Source organism: Catenibacterium sp. GCM10023432, assembly GCF_042651925.1.
Classification (GTDB): Bacteria; Bacillota_I; Bacilli_A; order Erysipelotrichales; family Coprobacillaceae; genus Catenibacterium; species Catenibacterium mitsuoka.
In genome coordinates, this window is sequence record NZ_JBHSEB010000034.1 from 12,654 (window position 1) to 38,946 (window position 26,293).

The window sequence follows — 26,293 nt, forward strand, 5'->3', positions numbered from 1 at the left end:
AAGAATTCTCGATCCACGATCAAAGCTGGGCATTTATGATCACCTTCATACATACTATGAACAGCCACATTATCTTTATGAATCATCGCTCAGATTCATGAGCCTTCTCGCAGGACACTTTGATGACTATATCACCCACCTCTATGAGGCAAGCAACAGTATCATCAGAAGAGATACCTCTGTGTGCTACTTTGACTGTACCAACTACTATTTCGAGATAGAAACAGCCGATGATGATTATGTGGATGAGGTCACCGGAGAGGTATCTTCCGCTTTAAGAAAATATGGAATATCCAAGCAGCATCAGCCCAGTCCTATCGTGCAGATGGGATTGTTCATCGATGCTCAGGGAATCCCTCTTTCCATGTGCATCAATCCCGGAAATCAGAACGAGCAGCTATGCGCCACATCCACTGAGAAAAAGATGATAAGATCATTTAGAGACAAAAGGCTTATATACTGTGCCGATGCCGGTCTTGGATCGATGGACATTAGAAGATTCAACTCCTTTGGAAGCAGAGCCTTCATCGTCACCCAGTCCATAAAGAAGTTGTCAAACCCACTTCAGAAAGCCGTGTTCAATGATGACGGCTATAGATTATTATCAAATAATATGCCGAAGACTCTGAAAGAAATGCGTGAATTTGACAGAATGGATGAATCAAACAGATTGCTTTATGATGATGTAGTATATAAAGTCATTCCTGCCGATAAGGCCATAGATCTTGGATTTACCGAGGAATATGAAACATCCTGCGGAAATACAAAAGAGAAGAAGTCCAAAGGAAAGCTGAAGCAGTATGTGATCGTAACATTCTCAAGAAAAGCCATGGAGTATCAGAGATATGTAAGAAACAGACAGATAGAGCGTGCAAGAAGACTGATAAGCAGCAACAAGGTTGATGATCTGAAAAAGAATCCCAACGATCCGAAGAGATTTATAAAAAGAGACAAAAATGATAAGGATAGATACTATATCGATGAGGAGAAGATAAAAAAAGAAGAGATGTTTGATGGATTCTATGCAGTAGCTACCAATCTTGATGCAGAAGATAACGCTAAAGAAATCATCAGAATCAACTCACAGAGATATAGAATAGAAGACTGCTTCAGAGTCCTCAAGACAAATTTCAAGGCAAGACCAGTAAATCACAGAAGGGACGACAGAATAATCGCTCACTTCATGACATGCTACACTGCACTTCTTATCCAAAGGATAATTGAGGTCAAGCTCAATAGAAATGGCAGACACTTCACCACCGATGATATAATAGAGAACCTGAAAAATATGAATGTGGTGAACAACCATGATCTGTACTATCAGGCAACATATACAAGCAGTGCGATCTGTGATGCATTAAACGATACATTCAGGTTGGATCTCGACAAAGAATACTATCAGCCCAAGGATCTCAATAAAAAAATCAAAAAAATTTCATAAGAAGCTTCCCATACAACAATTTTAAAAGGGAGAAAAACGCCCTTAAACAGGCACTTTTCTCCCTTTTTTACATACCCAACTGTCAAAAACAGGATAATACTTCATATTCTATATACCTCCAAGAAACATTATATTACATATTACACTTCCACGCTATGAAAAAAGTTCTTTTTGTATCTTTTCTAACTGTTCCGGTAATTGTGAAGTAACCGTTTTACCTTTTAAGTAACTCATAGAGCCTATCGGATCCACAAAAGTTAATCGATAAGCATGGAGGAACTGATGATTGAGATGAAACTTCTTCTTTACTTCCTTATTCCATTCAAAATCTCCATATTTACTATCACCCATAACTGGATGTCCTGTCGCACTTAAATGGATACGAATCTGATGTGTACGGCCAGTGATGAGCTGTACTTCTACTAAAGAGCATGTAGAACATCTTTTTAAGACATGCACTATTGTTTTCATAGATAAAGCCCCCGGTGTATCTTTCTTTACTAAATACATCTTTCCTTCATCTTCATTCTTTTTGACATATCCTGATAATGTGGCATCCTTCATATGTCCCATCCCAATAGTAAGATACTTCTTTTCAATGCCTTGTCTTGTTTTCATCATTGTATTTAAATCCTGAAGTGCGCGCATATCTTTACCAAAAATCACAAGTCCACTTGTATTACGGTCTAAGCGATGCACTGGACCTGGTGTAAAGCTGATATTCTTTTCTGGATCATATTCACCCTTCTGATATAAATAAGTGAGTACCTGGTTAGATAATGTATTCACTGATTCATTAATATCTTCATGAACAAGTAATCCGGCAGGTTTATCTACAATAAGAATATGTGCATCTTCATAAACAACTTTAAAAGTAATAGGTAACTCATAAATTGTTAAAGGCTTTGTGTATTCCTTGAATTTATCTTCATATAAGAATAGTTCCACCTCATCTCCCGAATGGAGAATATAGTTTTCCTTTACTCTTTTGCCATTTACTTTAACATCTTTTTTCCTTAACATTTTATATATAAGTGAAGAAGGTGCCTGGACGAGCACTTTCTTGAGATATTTATCTATTCTTTGATGATCATCATATTGATCGATTACTAGTTTTTTCATAACGTCTCCTTTACTCCCCCTCATTATAGCATACACCTCTTAGATTATGGTATAATAAAAGTCGAGGTGACAATCATGGAAAAACAAATAGATTCAACAACAATTTATGATGGAGCCATCATGAAGGTGACTAAGGAACACGTATTATTACAAGACGGTAATACCGCCGTACGTGAATGTGTGTATCATCATGGTGGTGTGTGTATACTTGCGATAGAGGATGATGAAATTATTCTTGTAAAGCAGTTCCGTTATCCAAATAGATGCGATACATTAGAAATACCTGCTGGTAAGCTAGAATTAGGAGAAGATCCTGATAAGGCCTGTTATCGTGAATTTGAAGAAGAAACAAATAGACGTGCTAAAAATATGCGTCCTATCTTAAAGATGCTTCCTACACCTGGCTATTCAAGTGAAATACTCAGAATATATGAAGCAGAAGACTTCAAGGAAGTAGAAGATTCTTTACAGTGCGATGCTGATGAATTCTTAAATATTATTAAGATGCCAATTGATGAAGCCTACAAAGCCATCTTTGATGGACGTATTATTGATGGTAAAACTGTCATTGCAGTTATGTATGCTTACAATAGAAAACATTGTAAATAGTAAAAGAGCTCTAGTTTGAGCTCTTTTTCTTTAGTGTATAGTATTTAATAATTTCACTGATTGTCACAACAACCACATTCAATATATAACAATGAATCATCTTTAATGCAGAAACTGTCATCACCTGATTATTATTCATATAAGTATAATAGTCAGGTACTGCATTTGTGAGAGAATGAAGACCATTGAAGATTGTCTTAAAGATTGTTTCAGCAACACCAATATAGGCTAGACTGATTGTATGTAAGACCTTTACAACAGGCTGATCCATCATATTACCTAAAGCAATATGAACAACCAAGCCAAGTAATAAAATCATCAATGAAAGTAATAAGACATAACTGATATTTATAAATGTATTAATTATATGATGATCTGGTTTTTTCTTTGGTTCTTCTACGACTGGTTCTTCTTTGATTTCTTCTTTTTCCTCTTCTTTTGGAGGGTTATTTTCAGCTTCCATCACCTTTGCAATCACATCATTCAATGCAGCCGTATCCTGTGCATTAAGTGAAAGTGCAGTTGGTTCTTCTTTTTCTTCTTCTACGACAGGTTCTTTAACTTCCTCTTTTTCTAATTCTGCTAGATCTTCATCATTGAAAGTAAAACGACGAGGACGTTCTCTTGTAAGTTCTGATAACTTAGATATATAAGTAGATTTAATGATTTTTAATAAATCAGGATCATCTTTATAAACTTCCTGTAAATTTGCAAATAAAGACTTTAATTTAGCCACAGACATCTCTTTATCCATGCCAAGAAGTGGTTCAAAGATCTTGTAATCTTCATAACGGCCAAAAAGAATATCATTTAATGCTTCATACATTGTATTGGCTACCTGATAAGAACAGCTGATTTCATCATCTCCTGCTTCTACCAGGTCATTTAAATAGATGGTATTCATACCAATATTATTAGCTGAATGAAGAATACCATTCATAGAAGTAATGACTAATGTATCCTTAGGCGTTACCTGGAATCTTTTATCAATATATGCAAGAAGTTCTTCTGATGGAAGTGGTGTAATATCTGTATCACATCCAATAACATAATCCACCTTACGATATAAAGAACCAAGTTCTAGATAATTAATAGCTGATTTTGTCTTATGTGTAGAAACAACTGCAATTGGAATATTATTCTGATGAAAGTATTCAAATAATTCAATCACACCATCTTTTGGTGATAAGCCCTTCATACTCAAATAATTATATAAATCTTTTTCAACACTAGAATTCAACTTATTGCTATTAAGTGTTGCTGCAAGAGGAAGTGTTTCATACATTGTATACATATTACCTAAAGCATGATAAAACTCATCCGCTGTAACAGTAATGTTTTTCTTCTTACATAAATTCTTATAGAAATTATAACGGAGTCTGTTTAGGGGAAATATACATCCATCCAGTTCTATGATTGCTAGTTTTAATTCTGTATCCTCTCTCATAAAATAATACCCCTTTCCCTAATCTAAACATCATTATAGCATAATTCCTAAATGATATGCTATCCTATAAACAAAAAAGCAGAACCGAAGTTCTGCCTTATTTTCAAATGGTCTCCCCGCACGGGCTCGAACCGTGGACCCTCTGATTAAGAGTCAGATGCTCTACCAACTGAGCTACGGAGAGATAGTTCTTGATATTTCTATCAAGAGTATCAGATTTTATCCTGTTAAATTTTAAATGGTCTCCCCGCACGGGCTCGAACCGTGGACCCTCTGATTAAGAGTCAGATGCTCTACCAACTGAGCTACGGAGAGAGGTGTGTCCTCAACCGACGAGTTATATATTACACGATTAAGGACACTTCGTCAACTACTTTATGAACTTTTTTTACGCTTTTTTTAAACCTTTAAAAAAGATCTTCATCGTTCTTATATTTAGAGTTTATGATGATTGTTTCTGTATGATCAATACACTTCTGTACTTCTGTTTCAAAGTCCCATTTTGCTTCATAACCTTCTGCTTTATAAGCCTTAGGTTTAGTTGCTGGGTTATGTGGTGTAAAGATTGTACAGCAGTCTTCATATGGTCTAATAGAGATATCATATGTACCGATCTTTTCAGCAATATTAATAATTTCTAATTTATCCATACATGCAACAGGACGAATAACAGGCGTTGTAATAACCTGATTAATTGTATTCATTGATTCAAGTGTCTGAGATGCCACCTGACCAATACTTTCACCATTGACAATAGCTAAGCAGTCATTCTTCTTTGCAACACCTTCCGCAATTCTATACATCATACGACGCATAACTGTCATTGCATAAGATTCATCACAATGATCATATACAGATAACTGTAGTTCAGTAAACGGAACGATATGAACTTTAATAGAACCATGCGTATAGTCTTTTAATACATTCACTAAGTCTAATACCTTTTCCCTTGCTAATTCATTTGTATAAGGTGGAGAAGCATAGTGAATACATTCTAAGTCTACTCCACGCTTCATTGTCAAATAACCAGCAACAGGTGAATCAATACCACCCGAAAGCATTAATAAGGCTTTACCACCGATACCTACTGGATAGCCTCCAGCACCCGGAATCATGTTATCCATAATATAAATAGCATCTTTTCTATATTCTACACGTACTAAAATATCCGGATTGTGAATATCTACTGATAGTTCTTTTGTTGTATGATGGAATACATATCCTGCAATTTCCTTATTCATCTCAATAGATGTCTTAGGATATGATTTGTCATGTCTTTTTGTATCAATCTTAAAAGTATGACCTTCATCATGATCAATAATATAAGTGACAACTTCCTTGGCCTTTTCTAAGTCATGTTCTACCTTATAACATAAAGAGAAGTTGTGAATACCAAAGATTGTCTTTAACTTATCTGTCACTTCTTCCGCATTTTCTTCATTTAAATAAATATAAAGACGATCATATGTTAATTCATATTCTAAGGCAGAATAGTCATGAAGTATTTCTTTTGTATTCTTTAATAGTTTTCTAATAAATAGTTTACGGTTCTTTCCTTTAGTTGTAAGTTCTCCAAAACGAACAAGAATATGATCTGGTTTCATCTAATTACCTCTGTTTCTTAATTCTATTTAATGTATCTTTTAAAGCATCTAGGAATATATCTAGTTCCTGCTTTGTAGTGAGATGTGAGAATGAAAGTCTTAATGCGCTTGAACTGATAAGAGGATCTAAATGCATTGCTTGAAGAGTATGAGAGATTTCTACTTTCTTACTTGAGCAGGCACTCTTTGTAGAGATATAGATTCCTTTAGTTTCTAGATCATGCACAATGACTTCTGGTTTATAGTGTGGACATGAAATATTCAAGATGAATGGACTCGCATCTTCTGGTGAATTGATGACAATATTATCCATTTCACTTAACTGTTCACGTAAATAGTCATTAAGTGATTTGACATAATCATAGTGACTCTTTTGAGATTCAATGGCTTTACGCATTGTTTTTGCAAGCACAATATCCACACAGGCATTGCTTGTTCCACCTCTCAAGCCATTTTCCTGCTGTCCTCCATTGATAAGAGGAACAATACTTGCAGTACGCTTCTTATAGAGTAAACCACTTCCTTTTAAACCAAATACCTTATGTGCTGAGAAAGTGGCTAAATCAATATCATCCAGCGTAATAGACAGCTTACCTAAAGCCTGTACCATATCAACATGATATTTTGTATTAGGATTCTTTTTATGGACAATAGAAGCTATTTCATGAATAGGATTAATTGTTCCTACTTCATTATTGACATACATTGTAGAAACAAGAATAGTATCTTCTCTTATAAGAGATTCTAATTCTTCTAAATCAAGATGTCCTTTTGAATCAATAGACACATAATCCACTTCAAACCCAAATACTTCTTCTAGCTGCTTAAAAGTATTAGCTACACTTGAATGTTCAAAGGCCGTTGTAATAATATGCTTTCCTCTATTCATATATTGTAAGGCCGTTCCTTTGATAGCTGTATTATTAGACTCTGATGCACATGATGTAAAGATTAATTCTTCAGGACTTACATGAAGTAGCTTCGCGATATGTGAACGTGACTGTTCAATCAAACGACTGACCTCATAACCTGGTGCATAAGCAGAATCAGAATTTGCAAAATAATTTGTTAATAGTTTTGTATATGTAGAGCGTATTTCCTCATCAAGAGGTGTTGTCGCTACATAATCTAGATAAATCATCTAATCACCCCGCCTTAAATAATAACGATATAAAAGAAAAAAGTCCACACTAAGCGGACTTAATTTCTTTTCTTTTGATGAGTTCTTCATATTTTCCTGGTTCAAGTCTTTCTAGAATATCAACTGCAACCTGTAATGCATTGCGATATTCACCATTTCTAAATAAGACTTCAGCCTTAGTAAGTTCTGTATTGACCTCTAAGAACATTGAACGATAACGATTGGCATAAACAATTGCATCTTCTACCATACCCGCTGTCACAATCATATTATGAACATTATCATAAAGCTTATAGATCACATCTCTCGCCCCTTCTACCTTGGCACATAGTTCATTCAATACAACCGGTTTATGGGCTTTAAAACGCTTGATTTCTTCTACCTTATTATAAGAGTCAGTAATATAATCACGATAAGAATCATTCACAAGAGGAAGATGTTCATTCTTGATTTCAGACTTGATTTCCAATAAGACAATATTGATGTTTTCGATGAGTTCTTCTGCTTCCTGATTCTTCTTTTCAATTTCATCTTTCTGCTTTTCAAACTCTTCAAGATATGCATCATGTGTCATCATTCTTTCATAAAGACTCTCAACATGTTCTAACATATTTGCATATGCAAAATGACCCGACTCCATCTGTTCAATAAGATCATTAGCGGCATTTTGAATCTGTATAAACTCTTCATGCTTCTTATTAATAACAACTTCTTCTTCATCAATCACAAATTCAGTAATCAAGCGACGATATTCCTTCATGGTCTGCTGATACATACTTGTAAGTCTCTGAAGTTCATTATAGCTTTCTCTCCATTTTTCCTTGAACTGCTTATATGAGTCAAGTTCTTTACTTAAATCAATCACTAATCCTTCAATAAGACCAGTTAAAGGTTCAAGCACTTCTGCTGCAGCCTTAATATCTACATTCTTTACCTGCACAATGGATTCTTCCATCTGCTCATCCACTTCCTGACGGCGTGCAGCAACCTTCATTTCTTCAAGCGCATAATCATCACCTTCTAAAGAAGCAATCAATTCATCCACCTTATTGATCTTGCTTGGCAATAAATCAGATACTACATAAACATAAGAAGGAAGATCCTTTAAATTTTCATGAAGACTATCAATACGATTTTCAATTTCTTCTGTAAACTTCTTAGCATCCGCAAACATCTGATTATTCATTAATGTTTCAAGCTTCACAAAATCATCATCTAGTTCTTTAAACATCTCTAAGGCATGTGGCACAAACTCTTCAACTTTAATACGGATTTTATCGTATTCATTGCCTACCTGACGATACTTTTCTTTTACTCTGATGATTTCTATACGCTGGATGTTTTCTATTTCTGTAACCTTCTCAATGCGGGCAAGAAGAACTTTTGCATCACGATCATAACGCTGTATCATTTCCTGAATCATCGTTAATTTCTTTTTGACACCATGGCTCTTTCCATAAAATAAAGCAGCATCCACTTCATCCACTAGAACACCTAATTCATTCTTCTGGAATTCAGTGATCTCTTCAAAATCCTTAGTGAACTCTTCATATTGTTCAACAACTTCCGGCATATTTTTCGCAATGGACTGCACACGGCCCAATCTATATTGTAATGGCAGTGTTTTAATTCCAGTAATCTGGTTTTCTAATTCTAAGATTTCTTGACGATATACCTTTAACTTCACTGAATGATATATAATCATAAAAATAATCAAAACAATGAGGATAGAGGCAAATATTACTAGGTTTCTTACTCCTATATATTGTATTAGTTCCTTCAAATAATCCATAAAACATCCCTCTCTTACATATCGACTTAATTTTATCATATTTTTCAAGTCATTTCATTACGGAATCGTGAAACCATCAAAAAAATACACATCTGTTTATTTCTTTTTACGAAAATCTTTACTCTATCTTAAAAAATAGGGCTATGATTGTATTGTTTAGGGAGGGTAAAACATGAATGAAAGTACAGATTTAATACATGGTAAGATATGGAAAGCGATATTATGGTTTTCTATTCCTATGTTAGTCGGAAACTTATTCCAGCAGCTTTATAACACAGTGGACTCTTATGTAGTAGGTAACTTCGTGAGTTCAGGGGCTCTTGCAGCTGTTGGACAATCCACTCCAATCATTAATACTCTTGTCGGTTTCTTTACAGGACTTGCGACAGGCGCGGGAGTAGTCATTGCTCAATATTTTGGTGGTAATCATTTAAATAAGATGAAAAAAGCGATTCATACATCAATTGCCTTAACTCTTATTCTATGTGTATTATTTACTATTTTAGGTATAGGTTTATCACGTCAGATTTTAATTCTTATTGGTTCTCCTGATTCGGTCATGACACCAGCAGCTTTATATTTACGTATTTATTTTGGTGGTATTTCTTTTGTATGTATTTATAATATGGGCTCAGGTATATTACGTGCTGTAGGTGATTCTAAGACACCACTTTATTATTTGATTATTGCGTCTATTATTAATATTATTCTAGACTTTGTTTTTGTATTGAATTTTCATATGGGTGTTGCAGGTGCTGGATGGGCGACTTTTATTGCCCAGGGGATCAGTGCGCTGCTTGTTATAATAAAATTAGTATTCTCGAGAGAAATCTATAAAGTAGAGATTAAAGAAATTTCTATCGATAAGCCTATCTTAAAGAAGATTATTGAAATAGGAATCCCTACCGCCCTACAGCAATCCATTGTATCTTTTAGTAACGTAATCGTTCAGTCTTATATCAATACTTTTGGCGCTAATGCAGTAGCTGGTTATACTTCTTATGTAAAGATTGATGGATTCCTACAATTACCAATTCAAAGCTTTGCGATGGCTATTACGACTTTTACTGGACAGAATATTGGTGCGCATGCCATAGATCGTGTTAAGAAAGGTCTTCGCACAACAATGGCTATGACCTTTGGAGTTACAACTATAGGTGTTATTTTGATTTATGTATTTGGTGAGCAGCTTGTAGGTATCTTCTCTAGTGATCCTGAAGTGATTAAATACGGTTATTTAATGGCCCGTGTCTTCGCAGCAGGATATCTCACATTGCCAGTTATTCAGATTATTTCTGGTGCACTTAGAGGTGTCGGGTTATCTAATATTCCAATGTATTTCATGGTAGGTACATTCGTCTTTTTGAGACAGATTTATCTTGCGGTAGCAGTTCCTTTTACTCATAACATTGCTATTGTATTTGCAGGATGGCCTGTAACCTGGGTTGTTTGCATGATTGGATTACTTATCTACTACTTCCGTGTACATTGGCTAGATCATGTATAAGAATGTCGGATTTAATCCGATATTCTTTTTTGTAGTGGTATAATTATGTAAGGAGGTAAAATCATGGAAAGAATAATTAATTTTTTGAAAGAAGCAGATACTTATTACCTAGCAACAGTTGAAGGTGATCAACCAAGAGTAAGACCTTTTGGGACAGCACATATATTTGAGGGAAAGCTCTATATTCAAACAGGGAAGGTAAAGAATGTATCAAAACAGATTCATGCAAATCCAAAGGTAGAAATTTGTGCATACAAGAATGGTGAATGGCTACGTATTTCAGGAGAACTTATAGAAGATGACCGAAAAGAACCAAAACAATCCATGCTTGATGCATATCCATCTTTAAAGAAAATGTATTCAGCCGATGATGGAAATACAGAAGTATTCTATTTTAAGAATGCGACTGCCACTTTCTATTCATTTACACATGAGAAAAAAGTTGTAAACTTCTAGGGAGCACAATATGAATAATAAAGAATTATACACAAGACTTAAAAATATCCTTTCTGAGATATCAGAAGAAGATTATCCAGAAATCTATAATATCGTAGAAAATGAATTAGATTTTTCAGATGAAGCAGTCTATGAAGAGGCTTATAATATTGCAGGAGAATTACATGAAGCAGATGGCACAAAGATTCTTCCTGAATGTGTCGCTGATTTTATTATAGACGTCTATACTGATGAACTTAATTCAGGAAATGTGAATGCAGCATGTGATATTGGATCACTCTATTATACTGGTCGTGCTGGTGAGCAGAATTATAAAAAAGCTGTTGAGTATTATACAATTGCAGCAGATGGAGGATGTCGTCAGGCGCAGGAAAACTTAGGATATTGTTTCTATTATGGTAGAGATATACCTGTGGATTATGAGAAAGCTTTTCATTATTTCGCATTAGGGGCATTTGATGGACATCTATGTTCACTCTATAAGATTGGTGATATGTATCGTAATGGTTATTATGTAGACAAAAATGAGATAGAAGCATTCCGTATCTATATGCATTGTGCCCAGGGACTTAATGAAGATAATATTCATCTAGTAGGTGCTGATATTATGATGCGTCTAGGTGATTGTTTCTTTAAGGGCATTGGTACAGAAGTAGATAACAAGCAGGCCTTAAAATATTACCAGTTAGCTGAACAGATGTATTATGAAAGACTTGAATCAGGAGATTTTCTCATTAAAAACTGTTATAAGCATGTTTTAAAAAATCAAGAAGAGGCAAGACAAAGATTAAATGATGTATTGCCTGGATATGAGTGGACAAAATAAGAGGTAACATATGATTAAAACAATTCAAGGTGATATCACAAAAGTAACAGACGTAGAGGCTATTGTGAATGCAGCCAATAATCTCCTGCTAGGTGGAGGCGGTGTAGATGGAGCAATCCATCGTGCGGCAGGACCAGAACTTCTTGAAGAGTGCAGAACTCTTCATGGATGTGAAACAGGAGAAGCAAAAATCACAAAAGCATATAATCTTCCTTGTAATTATGTGATTCACACTGTAGGCCCTATCTGGTGTGGTGGAAATCATAACGAAGAAGAATTACTTGCACACTGCTACTACAACTCTATGAAGCTGGCAATGGATCATGGTATCAAAAGAATCGCATTCCCTTCTATATCAACAGGTGTTTATCATTTTCCTGTTGATAAAGCTGCAAAGATTGCAGTCAAGAGTGTAAATGAATTCATAGAGAATAACCCTGATTATTTTGAATTAGTAGAATGGGTGCTCTTTGATTCTCATACTGCGTCAGTATATGAAGCTGAAGTCAAAAAAACAAAATAAATTTATGTTGTTTTTATCAAGTTTTATGTTGTTTTTATCAAGTTTTATTTGACTTTCTATACTTTATTCAGTATAATCAAATTCGCAATAAAATGAATAGCGGTACATAACAGTCGTGCAGCTACGTTCTTGACTTAGGGATGCAAAGTATCTTACCGCAAGAGAAATGCTTAATAAGAACATACGCAGGGTGAGTTATGAATTGTTATTGTTTTATGCAAATAAAACAATAAGGAGGTAACGTCAATGGCACGTTATACAGGCCCAATCTGGAAAAAGTCTAGAAGACTTGGTTTCTCAGTATTGGAAAACGGAAAAGAATTAAACAAGAGACCTTATGCTCCAGGTCAGCATGGTCAGAAGAGACACAAGAGCACTGAATATGGTCTTCAGTTAGCAGAAAAGCAGAAAGTAAGACATATGTATGGTATTAACGAAAAGCAGTTCCACAACACTTTCAACCGCGCTTCTAAGATGGAAGGTGTAACTGGTGCAAACTTCTTATTCTTACTTGAATCAAGATTAGACAACGTAGTTTATAGAATGGGATTTGCAACAACTCGTAGAGCAGCTAGACAGTTAGTAAACCATGGTCATATTTTATTAAACGGTATCAAGACTGATATCCCTTCATGTAGAGTAAATCCTGGTGACGTTATTACTGTTAAGGAAAGATCTCAGCAGTTAGATGTTATCAAGACAGCTTTAGAAGCTCAGACTCATACTCCTGGCTTCGTTGAAGTAGATGCTGAAAAGAGAACTGGTAAGTTCACTAGACTTCCTGAAAGATCTGAATTAAATCAGGAAATCAACGAACAGCTAATCGTCGAATACTATAACAGACTTGGTTAATTCTATTAGCAGCCTTAGGGCTGCTTTTTTATTGGAGTATATATGAATGCAACATTTAATTTAATCATGGATATTGTTGGCACTATTGCTTTCGCAATTTCTGGTGTGATGGTTGCTAGTAAAAAGAAGATGGATTTATTTGGAATTAATATTCTTGCACTATGTACTGCAGTAGGTGGAGGGATGGTAAGAGATGTACTAATCGGTGTTACTCCCCCTGTTATGTTTAGAAACCCAATCTTCGTGATTATTGCACTAGTTACTGCCAACTCAACTATTTTAATATTATATTTTCATAAGAAAACAACAAGCAAAAGTATTGAATCTTTGACGACTCAATTATTATTTATCTTTGATACTCTTGGCCTTGCCGCTTTCACAATGGATGGTGTAAATGCAGGTATGGCTGTTCATCACGGAATATTCCTTCCTGCCTTTCTAGGTGTTATGACAGGTGTAGGGGGAGGTATTATTCGTGATGTTCTCGCAAATGAACTCCCTCAGGTATGTATAAAACAGATCTATGCTTCCGCTTCAATCATTGGCGCCATCATTACATGTTTATTCATTAAATATGGGGAAACCAATGCTGCAGTTGTATTAGGCTTTATTATTGTTGTACTTATTAGAGTACTTGCAGCCCATTATCGATGGGATTTACCAACAATAGATTACTGTGGAGACAAAAACAAAAAATAGGTCTAATGACCTATTTTTTTTCATCTTCATCAATACCTGATTGAACATTTGTATACTTCATTAATGAATTAATTAATTGTGTACGATTACGTTTTGTCATTGGCACCTTATCTCCATTTGTAAGTTCTACATAATCAGGCCCAAATAAACGAATATAATCTCTGTTAATAGTATAACTTCTATGAATCTTGAAGAACTGTGTACCAAGTAATTCTTCCATTTTATTAAAAGATACTGTTGAAGTAATTTCACCTTTATTTGTATAAAGTACTGTATTATGCTGGAATGCCATGACATAATAAATATCTTTTAAAGGAATCAAACATGTATGCTTGTTCTTATCATTCACTAAAATTGTTTTATCTGGCTCCATAAGCTTTTTAACCATATCCTTATAGTAATGATATGTACTAGATCCCATCTTATGAGGGAATAACTCTCCGTCTTCTAACTGTCCTAAACGATCTGGTGTATTTAAATAAACAATACGTCCTTCCTTTTCTTTTTCAATAGACCAGACGAGTGTACATCTTTGTTGTTCATGAATCATTTCTAATGAATTCATATCTGTCATAAGAAAAAAGCGACCGACAATAATACATGTGTTCTGCTGATTAAAAACGCATTGAAAATCAATATGTGTCAATTCACTTTTTAAACTATCATTCATTACAGAATATAAATAATTCATTAGCTCATTCTTGCTTGAATAATATTGACTTGGATCAGCACCACAATAAAAAACATCATTGTCTAGATAATGGCTTAAAAGGTTCACATCTTTATGCCAAAAAGCTTGAATAATTTCTCTACTTGTCTCAATTAAATCTTGTACCACTTTTTTTCTCATAATTATCACCACTTATAATTTACCAAAAATAATATTATAAGTCTCATGGTATGTATAAAAGGTTTTTTTATTGCACGAAAAGTATCTTTTTCTCTTTGATTTATTCAAATGGATAAATCATACCCCATTGTTTTCTGATTTTAGTAAGTATTTTCATGACATTACTTGTATTATCTAATGTTTTACTATATTTATTACTTACATAATCCTCCATATCTTCAATTTTGTAAAATAAAGCGGCTTTTGTTTCTCCATTTTTTATTTTCACTATGTCCATCAGAGGAACAAGTAATCACTGCCTGGTCTCCTCTAGGATAGTTATAGATTTCAATATATCCATTTTCACAGGCAATAAGACCACGTTTAGGCTGTTTTGCATGCATCATGAGAGAGATAACAGCCATTTTCTTGAAATTATTTAATGCATTTATATTTTGATCTACTTCATCACAACCACCAAAAGATAAATCAACACGATTGACTGACCAGAGTGGTAATAGTTCAAGTCCAGCCCGAATACACGCCTGTTCTGCCGCAAACAAAGGTGTAACAACCTTGACATCTTTATGAGAATGACTTAAATATTCAACAAAATAGCCAATTGTTTCCCCACCTCCTAGACCAACAACCATATCATCATCAATAAGTTCTAAAGCGGTCTTAACACTTCTCTTCTTCACTTTCATCCATTTTCTATCTATGAAATTATCTTACGCAAACAATGCATCACTTAGATTTATTTTCGTTAAGAAAAGGGATGAAGAAAGTATTATTCTCCACCTCTTTCATATCTAATAAATCTTGTCCCTTGATAAGTCAATATGCCTTTTTCTCCTTCTGTAAGAGATAAATAGACATAATAATCAACAAGTAATCTTTTTATTCTGCCATCTTCTAATCCAAAACAGACATAATACTTATTTTCATTCAATTCTTTTGTAAGTATACTTGCCCCTATTATATGGACTAGTGCACGATTATTCTTGAACCAGCATATAATTGTATTGGCATCAGCCATACAGATCATACCTACTATAACAAGACAAACAAATACAACTCCCATAAACTGCCTCAATTCTAGTCTTCTTCATTTGATGTCTTAAAAAAGCTTTCTAAAAAAATAAATAAATATTCCATTCCTATCACCTCAATAGTAACTAGTATAGTGTTTAGATATGTAATTGTTATGGACTCTGTGTGTTTTTTATATGTATTTTTCATTAAGAAAAGGACTTCATTTGAAGTCCTTTCTAATTCTTAATACTCTTTCTTTCTCATCACAAGATAAATACCACTCAATGATACAAAGATAGAACTGAATACACTTGCAAGTGGTGTCAAATCACTAGTCTGCGGTTTCTTATTTGGCTTAGCTTCACTTGGTTTAGATTCGCTAGGCTTTGTTTCACCAGGTTTGTTTTCATCTGGCTTAGATGGCTTGTCCGGTGTAATGACTGGATCTTTGACCTTTTCTAATCCATCAATTGCATCTTTAAGATTCTTATAAGCTGCATCTACTTCAGATTGCTCAGGTTCTTCCTTATTTAAAACATCCTGAGCCTTCTTTAAAGCATCCTGAAGTTTATTCCAGCTTTCTTCTGTATAATCCTTCTGATTCTTATCAATAGAACCTACTAAATCCTCTAAATCCTTAGTATCAGCATCTTCCTTGATTACAGGAGTCTTCGCAATCAAATCCTTTAATAAAGCGTTATAAAGATTTGTCTTTGCTTCATTGATTTCATTTGCTGAAGCATCTTCCTTCTTTAATACAGCTTTTGCCTTTTCTAATGCAGTATCTAACTTTTCTAATGATTCCTTAGTATAAAGTGTACGATCCAATCCTTCTGCATGTTTAACAAGTGCTTCAAGTTCTTCTGCTCCAGTAGATGCTGGCACATAATGAATCTTGAATTCAGCTGCGCTGCCAAATCCACCCTTAGCTGCTAAGATATTAAATCTTACATACTTTGCATCAACTGCATCAAAGCTGATTAACTTACCTTCTGCATTTAATGGAAGTGTACCTTCTTTGACTTTCTTGAAAGTCTGCCCATCAGTACTTACTTCGATACTATACTGAGTCACTGTGCCATTACCAGCATTACTACGTGGTAAATAATAAAGTCCATCTACCTTTTCATTTGTACCCATAGTAATCATATACCAGTGTGGTAAGGAAGCACCATTCCATAATGTATGCCAGAATGTACCTGGGTTACCATCTAAAGCATTAGAAGCAGGCGTTTTTTCATTTGCAGTTTCCTGTGAAGAAGCAGTACCTGTCATCGTACCCTGATAGTAATATAAATCAGCCATATCCAATAATGCAAGTCGATCTAATGCACTCTGCAAATCTTTTGCATACGCATCAACCTGAGACTGCATACCTCTTGGTAAATCATATACAATATTGTTCTTAGCTGTTTCTAAAGCATCCAAAGAATCCTTTGTATAGATCTTAGTCAAATCAGTGTTAGGAATTTTTGCAAGAATAGCTTCAATTGCACTATAATCAGCCTTCTTATAAGTCACTGTCGCAAGCAAATCTTTCATACGTTTTACAACATCCGCAATACGCGCAGCATCTGGATCAGCCTGACAAGTAAGAGCCTCTCCTTCTTTGATTAATGATCTTATTGCATCCTTCTTAGAAGCATCTACTTTCTTATCTGCTTCTAATGCATGTAAGATCAATAATGTGTTATCTAATTCACTCGTTGAAGCATAGTCCTTATTCTTTGCAAGCACAATATCATCAATATAACCCACAAAAGCATGTGTTTTACTTCCCACTCTTTCAAATGGAATCATTGTAGTTGCAATAAGTTTGTTACCTTCAACCTTTTCATCATCACCCTTACGGTCTACAAGCTTGCCATTAACATATAATTCAGCATACTTGCGATTACGTCCGTTATCTGGGTTCTTGATTTCAATTTCAACCCACTGTCCTACTGGAAGTGAATAATCAAAAGTAATATCAAAGTTTTCTCTTGAGATAGCTACTTTACCTGTACCCTTTTGAACACCTTTGATAGAACCATAACTTGATTCAAATAGGATCTGGTCTTTATCAATTGAAGATGAAGTACGTTTTACCTTGAATCTTAAGCTATTGTTTAATCCTACAGTTGTATGAAGCTTAGTTTCTACATATGAAGAGTCGCCCAATAAATGAACAGCCTTCTTATAATCAACATCTTCTACATCTGCATTCACACCCCTATATGAAGTGTTATTGTCGATGACTTCAAATACACCATCTTTGTCTTCTACATTATAGGCAAAGTTGGTACCAGGTGCATCTCCTAATAAGCTCGCTGCATTTTCTGCCTGACTCTGAGTTAATGATCCTTTACCCCAAAGCTTAGCACCAAATAATGCAGCAGATGCCTGAATACGATCATAAACATCATATTCAGTAATACCATTATTGAGGTAATCTGTCATATCATTCCATACTGCAAAAGAACCACCAAGCATCTGTTTATCACCAGCAGGAATATGCTTACCACCCACTTCATTGATTGGTAAGTTATATACTGTTGAATTATTCAAATAGTCATAGTAGTACCCTGCATTTGGTACGATGTAATAGTTACCATCATTACAGTTAATAAGGTCAAAGCCTTCTTCGTACATCTTATCCATATTAGCCCAGCCGTAGTTCCATAAGTTCATTTCTACATTCTGCGCCTTTACAGTTACATTACCCTTAAGACTTGATAAACTTCCCCATAGACGTGCTTTACGTCCTGAGTTTTCTACATAATCAATCATATCGTTACAGAAGCGACGATATGCATTTGGATCCTTTGTATATTCATCCGCACCAATATGTACAGTTGTCTTAGAATCAAAGACTGGATCAGAACCATTCATATATTCACCAAAGATTTCCTGTACAAAAGCCACTGATTCATCATACTTAGTTACTAAGTTCAAATGGTCATTGTCACGACCATAAGTACCAGCACGTAAGTCAGGACGTACCTTAGTAAGAGCAAGAGAATGCGCTGGTGTATCAATTTCAGGAACAATATTTACCCCATACATTCTTGACTGTTTAATGAAATTTCTAAATGCCTTCTTAGTATAGAATACATCTGTACTTGTTAAATCAGCCTGGTTCTTACCACCCTTCTTGATATCAGATTCAAGACGGAATCCAGAATAAGCTGTCATAGGGTCCTTACCTGCATTAGAGTAGTTCTCTAGAGGAATGACATTATCATTTAAATGTACCTGGAAGTCATTCAACTTATACCAAGACATTTCCTTCATCAACATTGTTAGATTATCCATAGTAAATGTCTTACGTCCTACATCAAGAATAAAACCTCTGACAGAATAAAGTGGATAATCTCTTGTCACACCCTTAGGCATAGTGAGCTTATTAAGCTTTAAGATCTGTAAAATAGTACGTGTAGACCAGAAAGCACCTGTTTCTTGTTCAGCTTTTACTGATACAGTATCACCAATTTCTAAAATATAACCTTCCTTATCTAAGCCTAAGTTTTCTTTCTTATCTACAAGATCAAGAACGATATCTCCTGCTTTTGTTTCACCGCTTGTAACGATATCTAACTTAGATCCTGTGATTTCCTTTAAATCACTCTGGAATGTTTTTGCCATTTCATTCAATTTAGAATTGCGCACCACAATACGACCATTCTTATTAAAGTTGAATGTACCTGTATGACCTTTCCATTCTCTTAATTCTGGTAATACGATAGGGGCTGCATTATCTCCCTGTTCGACGTTATATTTACCAGGAATATTCACTGCAATTTCTTTAAATAAATAATCATTCTTATCTTTCTTATTTGTTGCTTTGAAAGATAAAGTAGCAGTTGTATCAACTAAAGGCTGATAGATAGTCAAATCATCACCAACAAGCTGTTCATAATCAGCACCATTGAATGTAATTGTATAATCTTCAGATTCTGGAAGAGTTACATTAACCTTCTTATCACCCTTCTTCACTTCTGCTACTGTAATAGAATCCATTATTTCATTCACATCAACTGTTGGTTCTCCACCATATACTTCCATTTCATAAACAGAAATATTATTCCAGTTAATGCCAGTATCTGGATCTAATGGATCCACTGCATCAATATACAAGCGTACATAACGTGCCTTCACCGCTTTATCTAAGACAATCTTCTGAGTCTTATTAGCAGGACGGCTGTTAAATACTTTTGCATCTGTCCACTTGTCTAGTTCAGTTGCATACTGGATTCTATACTTTGTCGCTTTTCTTGTTTCCCAAGTTAGGCGTACAGTCTTGACATCTAATACATCTTCAAGATCCACATAAATCCAATGAGGTGCATTCTTTACACCAGATGCCCAGCGTGATGTTCCCTTAGTATTACCATCAAACGCTTTACCTGCTGTAAATGAAGTACCACCTTCAACTGAAGAAGCCACTGCTGGCTTATTGAATGCAACGTTTTCTGTAGGGTTTTGAGGTGCTTTATCTGATGAATTCAATACTTCAAATTCACAGCATGATACACTGTCGTACCCTTCCATCTTTGTCACTTCAACTTTTACATAACGTGCTTTTTTAGCACCAGATAAGTATTCTACAGAAGTACGTTTCTTGTTACCTGTTCTTTTTACAATAGCTTCACCCCAATTTGTATGATCATCTGAAGCATAGATATTATAAGAACCTGCATACACATCATTACTTTCCCAAACCATCTTTAACTGATTGAAAGACTCAGACTTACCTAGATCTACATAGAACCACTGCACTGGAGCGCCTTCTGTAGACCATCTTGTACTTTCATTACCATCTGTGAGGTTTTTCTTAGGGAGTGTAGGATACTCTGCACTTACTACAACATTCTTGTTTAACGCTAAATTGACATTCGTAGGTGTCTCAGTCTTTTCCTGAGTACCCATGACTTCAAATTCTGCCACTGAAATACTTGGATAAGCACCATCACGTAATTTTTCTACAGTTAATCTTACATAACGATACTGTACAGGTGTATCAAGTGTTACTACTTCATCTACGCCAAATCCTTCTGGTTTATCTGCTGAATTATGAATCAATGCATAAGATGAACCATTGAGTGATCCTTCAATCTTGAATTTACGTACTCTTTGAAGAGCATTGCCATCCTTAGGATTCTCAAAATGGATATTAAAAGATGAAATCGTAGACTGTGCACCTAAATCCACATCAATCCAATGGTTAGTCGCAGCATGTTCACCAAATTCAGTTGCCCAGCGTGACGACTTATCACCATCCACTGCTTTTTCAGCACCAAATCCAGAACATGCATAACTTGTTGTAACTTTCTTATTTAATGCAATATTTGTGATTGTATCTGCATGGACAAGAGTCATACTCCAGCTAGAAATAATCATACTCGCACTAAATAATGCAGCTACGACTTTCTTTAATCTTCCCACGATTTTCACTTTCCTTTCTGATTGATTGTCCTCCAATAAAAAAAGACCAAACACAAAAAGACATGATGCAGCGCATGCTTAAATGTGTCTGGTCTTGCCTACTTAAAGTAACAATCCATCTCATGTAAGAGTATAGTTCATTTAACCTCTTACATCAAGTTTTTCATAACAATTATTTTAGAAATTATTTTAGGTGTTTACCGCAATTCATCTCCCACCTATATTTCATATAAAGGTGAGGAGTTCTTGTTCACGGTGTGTTAAAAAAAAAGGAGCACATCCCGACATATATGGGCAGAGGACACTCCTTCTAGGCTTATTAGAAACACAATCCAAACAATAATCAACTATCATTTATAGAATCTTAATATCTGATATTGATAATAGTCATCCTTATCTAGATAACCAACAGAAATACCTTTTCCATTATATGCTGTTTTACCACTACTTGATTTATCTTTTGCTTCTTTGAATAATGTATCAATCTCTGCATCCGTTGCTTTATTGTAGTTTGCTTTAATAAGTTTTTTTGTATATGTAAGTGCCTCGTCATGATACTTACTTGCCTTATCCACAAAAATTGGATAATAGAAATCAAGTAAAAATTCAAAAAAATAATCGGTAATTTTTCATGGCTTTTATTGCACGCTGAAAACCCCTGAAGAAAAAGCACTTTTTTTCAGGGTGGTTTAGGTGTATAATCTCGTTGTTATTTGTTGTACTGGTATAACTCACCAGTTTTGCATATGCTATAAATTATTCGTACTAATTTACTGGCACATGCAGTCTTGGCAGCTTTCGAATACATCGGGTTTGATTGCTGCTTTTTCTTTATATAGAAATCCTTAATACTATTATCATCTCTCTTAAGCCTTATAGAACACGTTACAGCCAGATATAATAGACACCTTAATCGTTTATTGCCTTTTTTAGTGATGTGCATATGATCCCCGTCATTCTGTCCACTTTCACTGATTCTTGAATCTAGTCCGGCAAAGGCTACTAGTTCATTCTTCTTTTTGAATCTTGTCATATCACCTAGTTCTGCAATAATACGTGCAGCTAGGTTATCTCCAATGCCTGGAATAGATTTGATTATTCTAAAGTCAGGTAGTTCCTGTGCCAGCTTGATCATTTCGCCAATGGTTCTTTCAGCTTCTGCCATATCTTCTTTTAATTTCTTGATGAATCTCTGAAGGATTAATTCTTCAATATCATCCTTATCACATCCTGAATAGACGTATCAAAAGGCAGACTATGCCACGATTGTCAAAACACGAAAAAGGGATTCCGGGAGACTGCCAAAAACTGCAAATCTCTCAGAATCCCTTATTTTAAGCCTGTTTCTGTACCTTTTTACTTGTTTCGTGACAGAAGACATACCGTCTCCATATGGGTCGAGACAATGGCTTGAATGTCCGCAGTACATGGGAATAAATCATATGCCGGTGTATGGGTAAACAAATCAGGTCTATGCAGTGACCGCTGGGGCGACCGTGCCAGCCGCATTTGCAGGGGTCCATCGTAACCACCATTTTGATACAATACAACGGTTGCATCCCCTAAATACAGGAGACGCCCCCCTCCATCCGGGTATTGGATTAGACTACTCTTCATTTTATGGAGGATTGCAGAGTAGACTTTCCTTTCACAAAAAAAGAGATATCAACGTACCAAGGTCAATGTCTCTTTCTTCTTATTATAATTCACTTGTCAAGCATCAAATCGTCAAACTGAAATTTTAACTTGCCTATTTTCTTAAAATTTCATGTGGGGCTTCTATTTCATTTGCCAAGGTATGCTCTGTTAATTCTGACATCAATTTCAATTTTTTATTAATCAATGGTCGCATACAATTAGGAACATGTTCCTGATGCGCTCTGTGGATTGCTACACATTCCTTACAGTTTCCGTGATAACGACAGGCTTTCAGGCAAGGACAGTGATCTTTGTCTTTATACTCCTTACGAAATTCCGCTGCAAATTCTTCTTGCAATCTCAGCCCCTCGACACGGTTTCCCTTATGAAATTCTACCATTGCATCCAGTTCTTTCTGGTTCCCTTCAATCTTCATGTTATTAAAGCGCCTCCATTTCAACTATTCCTCATTTTCTGATAAATTCCAATTTTGTTGTCATCTTCATTATACTTCATCGCCTATCGAAAAGATAGCATATCATCTAGTAAAATTTCCATGCTTAAAACCACAATATTAATATCCCTCGACTACTATAACTTCACCTTCTTCATCAGTTGGGGGTTGAAAATGATCATAATAAGTGGAAGCTGTTTGCTCCGTCAATATGATATCATTATTACAACTTATGGTTTCATATGCATATTTATACATGGTTTATCCTCCTTTAACTTGTAAACTTGAAGCTATATCAATAATTAGTTTTTTGTGACATTCTGTAAATCTTGGCAAAACCTTTCATAATCAAACTTGCCTTTGGTTTTGACTTTTTTTACTGCTCTTATAATAGTATTTCTAATAATAATAACTTTTTCCTCATCTGTCGCATTATAATATTGGTCAAAATCTATTCTAATATCAACGCTGGCACAACTTCCATTTCCAATAAATCTAACCTTTTCTTTCCACATTCCCTTTTGATACAAATCCTTTGGAGCACATTGAGGACATATACCAATTACTTTCAAAATCTCGCTATATTCCTTATCTTTGAAGTATTCATGACATTTTTTACAATAGTAGTATACACCTTCATTCACGCCATATTGCTGAGTAAAATAAGCAGGCGAGTTGATGTTTAATTCCAATTTTTATCACCTCTCATTTTGATTTACTTTCTTGTTCCATCTTCATAAAACATCTTTTTTAAAGCAAGTTCTGTTGGAATAATGGATACAATTAGAATAATACATTGCAATAGGACAAAGATAAGAGAAATCATACTATATGTATTGTCATTAGTACGTAATAGTAATACAGAAACAAGAACTGAAAAAGCAAGCATGAATAACCCCATCTTATACCAAAGTCTTCCACAGTGCTCATTCGCAAATTTCCATGTATCCATATTCTTCATTGAACGCGTTGTTCTGTATCCTACCAAACCATTTATTTTTTTGGGATAATGTTTCCACATGATTCTTCCTGTTACAATCACAACAACAGGAATCAACAAGTTACAAAAAAACAATACATACATAAGATATACCTCCTTTTGCATTTGTCTTATATCATTAATAGAAGCAGTTGTCGCAAAACTTGCGACAACTGAACGATTCAATTCTTCTTTCAATGCATCCTTAATATGCTTACCTAGCGTCTTGACATGTCTCTCAAATAATTCAACCACACGATATCATTATTAACAGGCACATTAAGTTTAATTTCTTTATCTGCTGTTTCAAACAAAACCTATTCGTTTTTCATAATAGATTTACCTTCTTGTTGATTAAGTTCTTTCTCCTTTACATCTTCTTATCTTTTATATAGATACAGAAAAAGAACTTTCCTATATAAGTATTATACCATTTCTTATCTACAATTGTTTTTACTAACTATATTATAATATTTATCTCATTATAAAACAGGAGTATCACCCCCGCCAATATGGGCGAAGGAATACTCCTGTCTAGGTTTATTGTAAGCATAATTCAAATAATAATCAACTATCATTTATAGAATCTTAATACCTGGTATTGATAACAGTCATCCTTATCTAGATAACCAACAGAAATACCTTTTCCATTATATGCTGTTTTACCACTACTTGATTTTTAAGAATTCTATTTTTTACTATATTTTAATATGATCATTTTTTCTTTTTTCTTCACTTCGTCATTTAGTTTCTTAAATAAGTGCTGATTAGAATCAAGTCCAATTTCCAACCACTCTCCATTTTCTTTAGCTTCTTTTTCTATTTTTTCTCTTTCTCTTGCATAATCAGTATACAATCTTGTTAATTCATCTCTCATTTTTTCATTAGTTATTTTCATTTTTCCATCTCCTATATCCTATTTTCATTTCTTTGGCCTTATAAATGTTAGAACAATGGAGAAAGTTTTCATAAACTTGCCAATCATCCGGTAGCTCATCTATATTATGATTTTCTCTAGATAGTTCATATATGTATTTTTGATTGCAACCTCTCAACCTAGCTAAATTAAAATTTATCTCTCGATTCATAATTTTCTCTTCAAGTAAATTACCCACATGCTTTGTTTCAAAGAACATTTCTTTATTTATAACAACAATTATAATTGCCGCAATAACAACAAATTAAGTTTCTATACATTTTGTTTCAGGAGTCATGTTTATCTTTTCCTGCATAATATCTATAAACAAATGAAAAATAATTGTTGCAAGCATACTTCTGTTATTCTTTACATATACCCATGTCTGAAGGAAATCAAGTGGTATCACGCTAAGAAGAAAGTTAATCACATACATGATTCCCATCTCTTTAAGTCCATACTGGTACGTTCCAGGTATCCAGAATAATGGCACATGCCACAAAGACCAGATACATCCAAAGATGATAGACTCCTTAAACCAGCTGTTGTATGCATCAACAGCATCCTCCCCATAACCTCTCCAACTTAACTCCTCTATGCAGGATGCCAACAAAACTGTAAGAAATGCAGACGTACCACCTATAGAAAATGAAAAGTCTTCTATAAATGAAAACTGATTTATACTGCCGCCAAATAATACTGATGTACCGATTGAAGCCGTCACTATCACAGCAAATATCAGCACTGCAGTTAATATATATTTTGGTTTTATTCTATAAAACCCAATCAGTTTCTTCTTAAAATCATTAATGAGCGCTTTATTCTTAGACGTAAATACAGTTACTACGGCAACCGCGGCAGGTGAAACCAAGCCAAGAAACATTCCAAGATAAAGCCCCGTCCCTTCATTAAGTAAAATTGCAAATAGCCACCAGAACCAAGTGCAGGCAAATGTAATCAAATAGAATCTGACCGGTCGATATATATACTTTTCCATGA

Annotated in this window: 25 protein-coding genes and 2 tRNA genes; 8 read left to right on the forward strand and 19 right to left on the reverse strand. The window is 34.7% G+C overall.

The window, feature by feature from the left end:
* A partial coding sequence (locus ACFOZZ_RS04655; protein ID WP_376814823.1) for a transposase occupies positions 1-1,441 on the forward strand: 1,441 nt, incomplete at its 5' end.
* 153 nt (positions 1,442-1,594) lie between these two features.
* On the opposite strand, the gene ACFOZZ_RS04660 is transcribed toward ACFOZZ_RS04655, so the two are convergent.
* Entirely contained in the window at positions 1,595-2,563 is a 969-nt protein-coding gene (locus ACFOZZ_RS04660; RefSeq protein WP_279068348.1) for an RluA family pseudouridine synthase, read from the reverse strand.
* Between the two features lie 75 nt (positions 2,564-2,638).
* Here ACFOZZ_RS04660 and ACFOZZ_RS04665 point away from each other — a divergent pair, with 75 nt between their 5' ends.
* On the forward strand, positions 2,639-3,172 hold the full coding sequence (locus tag ACFOZZ_RS04665) for an NUDIX hydrolase (RefSeq protein ID WP_055233635.1): 534 nt from the start codon (positions 2,639-2,641) through the stop codon (positions 3,170-3,172).
* Between the two features lie 10 nt (positions 3,173-3,182).
* Here the strand turns inward: ACFOZZ_RS04665 and ACFOZZ_RS04670 are convergent, their stop codons facing one another.
* The 6 genes from ACFOZZ_RS04670 to ACFOZZ_RS04695 all read right to left on the reverse strand — a co-directional run bounded on the left by ACFOZZ_RS04670 (position 3,183) and on the right by ACFOZZ_RS04695 (position 9,156).
* Complete coding sequence (locus ACFOZZ_RS04670; RefSeq protein ID WP_278860248.1) at positions 3,183-4,619, reverse strand: HAD hydrolase-like protein; 1,437 nt, start codon at positions 4,617-4,619, stop codon at positions 3,183-3,185.
* Between the two features lie 108 nt (positions 4,620-4,727).
* Positions 4,728-4,803: transfer RNA gene (locus ACFOZZ_RS04675), tRNA-Lys, on the reverse strand.
* A 55-nt stretch (positions 4,804-4,858) separates the two neighbouring features.
* Positions 4,859-4,934, reverse strand: a tRNA-Lys gene (locus ACFOZZ_RS04680).
* Between the two features lie 92 nt (positions 4,935-5,026).
* On the reverse strand, positions 5,027-6,223 hold the full coding sequence (gene thiI, locus ACFOZZ_RS04685) for a tRNA uracil 4-sulfurtransferase ThiI (RefSeq protein ID WP_376814824.1): 1,197 nt from the start codon (positions 6,221-6,223) through the stop codon (positions 5,027-5,029).
* A 4-nt stretch (positions 6,224-6,227) separates the two neighbouring features.
* The gene (locus ACFOZZ_RS04690; RefSeq protein WP_376814825.1) at positions 6,228-7,364 is read right to left on the reverse strand and encodes a cysteine desulfurase family protein; all 1,137 of its coding nucleotides are present in this window, start codon (positions 7,362-7,364) and stop codon (positions 6,228-6,230) included.
* 49 nt (positions 7,365-7,413) lie between these two features.
* Positions 7,414-9,156 (reverse strand): septation ring formation regulator EzrA, encoded by a 1,743-nt coding sequence (locus ACFOZZ_RS04695; protein ID WP_376814826.1) that lies wholly within the window; start codon positions 9,154-9,156, stop codon positions 7,414-7,416.
* 172 nt (positions 9,157-9,328) lie between these two features.
* On the opposite strand from ACFOZZ_RS04695, the gene ACFOZZ_RS04700 reads away from it, so the two are divergent.
* From ACFOZZ_RS04700 to ACFOZZ_RS04725, 6 genes are all read left to right on the forward strand, one after another.
* Positions 9,329-10,663 carry an MATE family efflux transporter gene (locus ACFOZZ_RS04700; protein ID WP_055289886.1) on the forward strand — a complete coding sequence of 445 codons (1,335 nt, stop codon included), beginning with the start codon at positions 9,329-9,331 and terminating at the stop codon, positions 10,661-10,663.
* A gap of 63 nt (positions 10,664-10,726) precedes the next feature.
* Entirely contained in the window at positions 10,727-11,119 is a 393-nt protein-coding gene (locus tag ACFOZZ_RS04705; protein WP_320803749.1) for a pyridoxamine 5'-phosphate oxidase family protein, read from the forward strand.
* A gap of 10 nt (positions 11,120-11,129) precedes the next feature.
* Positions 11,130-11,945, forward strand: a complete 816-nt coding sequence (locus ACFOZZ_RS04710; RefSeq protein ID WP_376814827.1) for a tetratricopeptide repeat protein — start codon at positions 11,130-11,132, stop codon at positions 11,943-11,945.
* A 10-nt stretch (positions 11,946-11,955) separates the two neighbouring features.
* Positions 11,956-12,468, forward strand: a complete 513-nt coding sequence (locus tag ACFOZZ_RS04715) for an O-acetyl-ADP-ribose deacetylase (RefSeq protein WP_279067753.1) — start codon at positions 11,956-11,958, stop codon at positions 12,466-12,468.
* 246 nt (positions 12,469-12,714) lie between these two features.
* Positions 12,715-13,320, forward strand: coding sequence for a 30S ribosomal protein S4 (rpsD, locus tag ACFOZZ_RS04720; RefSeq protein WP_055235104.1), 606 nt, complete (start codon positions 12,715-12,717; stop codon positions 13,318-13,320).
* 42 nt (positions 13,321-13,362) lie between these two features.
* Positions 13,363-14,019 (forward strand): trimeric intracellular cation channel family protein, encoded by a 657-nt coding sequence (locus tag ACFOZZ_RS04725; protein WP_055235106.1) that lies wholly within the window; start codon positions 13,363-13,365, stop codon positions 14,017-14,019.
* 10 nt (positions 14,020-14,029) lie between these two features.
* Here the strand turns inward: ACFOZZ_RS04725 and ACFOZZ_RS04730 are convergent, their stop codons facing one another.
* The 12 genes from ACFOZZ_RS04730 to ACFOZZ_RS04785 all read right to left on the reverse strand — a co-directional run bounded on the left by ACFOZZ_RS04730 (position 14,030) and on the right by ACFOZZ_RS04785 (position 26,291).
* Positions 14,030-14,869, reverse strand: a complete 840-nt coding sequence (locus ACFOZZ_RS04730) for a LytR/AlgR family response regulator transcription factor (RefSeq protein ID WP_376814828.1) — start codon at positions 14,867-14,869, stop codon at positions 14,030-14,032.
* 218 nt (positions 14,870-15,087) lie between these two features.
* On the reverse strand, positions 15,088-15,555 hold the full coding sequence (locus ACFOZZ_RS04735; protein WP_376814829.1) for a hypothetical protein: 468 nt from the start codon (positions 15,553-15,555) through the stop codon (positions 15,088-15,090).
* 83 nt (positions 15,556-15,638) lie between these two features.
* Positions 15,639-15,932, reverse strand: a complete 294-nt coding sequence (locus tag ACFOZZ_RS04740; protein WP_055232434.1) for a DUF2500 family protein — start codon at positions 15,930-15,932, stop codon at positions 15,639-15,641.
* Between the two features lie 194 nt (positions 15,933-16,126).
* A complete protein-coding gene (locus ACFOZZ_RS04745; protein ID WP_376814830.1) occupies positions 16,127-21,307 on the reverse strand; it encodes a discoidin domain-containing protein in 5,181 nt (1,726 codons plus the stop codon).
* 350 nt (positions 21,308-21,657) lie between these two features.
* Complete coding sequence (locus ACFOZZ_RS04750) at positions 21,658-21,882, reverse strand: hypothetical protein (protein WP_278779236.1); 225 nt, start codon at positions 21,880-21,882, stop codon at positions 21,658-21,660.
* 134 nt (positions 21,883-22,016) lie between these two features.
* Positions 22,017-22,472 (reverse strand): transposase, encoded by a 456-nt coding sequence (locus ACFOZZ_RS04755; protein ID WP_376814831.1) that lies wholly within the window; start codon positions 22,470-22,472, stop codon positions 22,017-22,019.
* 585 nt (positions 22,473-23,057) lie between these two features.
* On the reverse strand, positions 23,058-23,381 hold the full coding sequence (locus ACFOZZ_RS04760) for a hypothetical protein (protein ID WP_004613237.1): 324 nt from the start codon (positions 23,379-23,381) through the stop codon (positions 23,058-23,060).
* Between the two features lie 138 nt (positions 23,382-23,519).
* Positions 23,520-23,657 (reverse strand): hypothetical protein, encoded by a 138-nt coding sequence (locus ACFOZZ_RS04765; protein ID WP_376814832.1) that lies wholly within the window; start codon positions 23,655-23,657, stop codon positions 23,520-23,522.
* Positions 23,658-23,701: 44 nt separating this feature from the next.
* Positions 23,702-24,091, reverse strand: a complete 390-nt coding sequence (locus ACFOZZ_RS04770) for a hypothetical protein (protein ID WP_278780771.1) — start codon at positions 24,089-24,091, stop codon at positions 23,702-23,704.
* A 23-nt stretch (positions 24,092-24,114) separates the two neighbouring features.
* A complete protein-coding gene (locus ACFOZZ_RS04775; protein WP_279079987.1) occupies positions 24,115-24,633 on the reverse strand; it encodes an SdpI family protein in 519 nt (172 codons plus the stop codon).
* A gap of 433 nt (positions 24,634-25,066) precedes the next feature.
* Positions 25,067-25,276, reverse strand: a complete 210-nt coding sequence (locus tag ACFOZZ_RS04780) for a hypothetical protein (protein ID WP_279079989.1) — start codon at positions 25,274-25,276, stop codon at positions 25,067-25,069.
* Positions 25,277-25,559: 283 nt separating this feature from the next.
* Positions 25,560-26,291 (reverse strand): type II CAAX prenyl endopeptidase Rce1 family protein, encoded by a 732-nt coding sequence (locus ACFOZZ_RS04785; RefSeq protein ID WP_376814833.1) that lies wholly within the window; start codon positions 26,289-26,291, stop codon positions 25,560-25,562.
* Between the last annotated feature and the right edge of the window lie 2 nt (positions 26,292-26,293).

Bases quoted from the DNA above. Each gene is read 5' to 3' on its own strand.
- thiI (WP_376814824.1), bottom strand. From the start codon at position 6,223: ATGAAACCAGATCATATTCTTGTTCGTTTTGGAGAACTTACAACTAAA.
- ACFOZZ_RS04740 (WP_055232434.1), bottom strand. From the start codon at position 15,932: ATGGGAGTTGTATTTGTTTGTCTTGTTATAGTAGGTATGATCTGTATG.
- ACFOZZ_RS04705 (WP_320803749.1), top strand. From the start codon at position 10,727: ATGGAAAGAATAATTAATTTTTTGAAAGAAGCAGATACTTATTACCTA.
- ACFOZZ_RS04735 (WP_376814829.1), bottom strand. From the start codon at position 15,555: ATGAAAGTGAAGAAGAGAAGTGTTAAGACCGCTTTAGAACTTATTGAT.
- ACFOZZ_RS04725 (WP_055235106.1), top strand. From the start codon at position 13,363: ATGAATGCAACATTTAATTTAATCATGGATATTGTTGGCACTATTGCT.
- rpsD (WP_055235104.1), top strand. From the start codon at position 12,715: ATGGCACGTTATACAGGCCCAATCTGGAAAAAGTCTAGAAGACTTGGT.
- ACFOZZ_RS04660 (WP_279068348.1), bottom strand. From the start codon at position 2,563: ATGAAAAAACTAGTAATCGATCAATATGATGATCATCAAAGAATAGAT.
- ACFOZZ_RS04665 (WP_055233635.1), top strand. From the start codon at position 2,639: ATGGAAAAACAAATAGATTCAACAACAATTTATGATGGAGCCATCATG.
- ACFOZZ_RS04785 (WP_376814833.1), bottom strand. From the start codon at position 26,291: ATGGAAAAGTATATATATCGACCGGTCAGATTCTATTTGATTACATTT.
- ACFOZZ_RS04730 (WP_376814828.1), bottom strand. From the start codon at position 14,869: ATGAGAAAAAAAGTGGTACAAGATTTAATTGAGACAAGTAGAGAAATT.
- ACFOZZ_RS04765 (WP_376814832.1), bottom strand. From the start codon at position 23,657: ATGTATAAATATGCATATGAAACCATAAGTTGTAATAATGATATCATA.
- ACFOZZ_RS04695 (WP_376814826.1), bottom strand. From the start codon at position 9,156: ATGGATTATTTGAAGGAACTAATACAATATATAGGAGTAAGAAACCTA.
- ACFOZZ_RS04700 (WP_055289886.1), top strand. From the start codon at position 9,329: ATGAATGAAAGTACAGATTTAATACATGGTAAGATATGGAAAGCGATA.
- ACFOZZ_RS04755 (WP_376814831.1), bottom strand. From the start codon at position 22,472: ATGGCAGAAGCTGAAAGAACCATTGGCGAAATGATCAAGCTGGCACAG.
- ACFOZZ_RS04690 (WP_376814825.1), bottom strand. From the start codon at position 7,364: ATGATTTATCTAGATTATGTAGCGACAACACCTCTTGATGAGGAAATA.
- ACFOZZ_RS04760 (WP_004613237.1), bottom strand. From the start codon at position 23,381: ATGAAGATTGAAGGGAACCAGAAAGAACTGGATGCAATGGTAGAATTT.
- ACFOZZ_RS04780 (WP_279079989.1), bottom strand. From the start codon at position 25,276: ATGAAAATAACTAATGAAAAAATGAGAGATGAATTAACAAGATTGTAT.
- ACFOZZ_RS04715 (WP_279067753.1), top strand. From the start codon at position 11,956: ATGATTAAAACAATTCAAGGTGATATCACAAAAGTAACAGACGTAGAG.
- ACFOZZ_RS04710 (WP_376814827.1), top strand. From the start codon at position 11,130: ATGAATAATAAAGAATTATACACAAGACTTAAAAATATCCTTTCTGAG.
- ACFOZZ_RS04670 (WP_278860248.1), bottom strand. From the start codon at position 4,619: ATGAGAGAGGATACAGAATTAAAACTAGCAATCATAGAACTGGATGGA.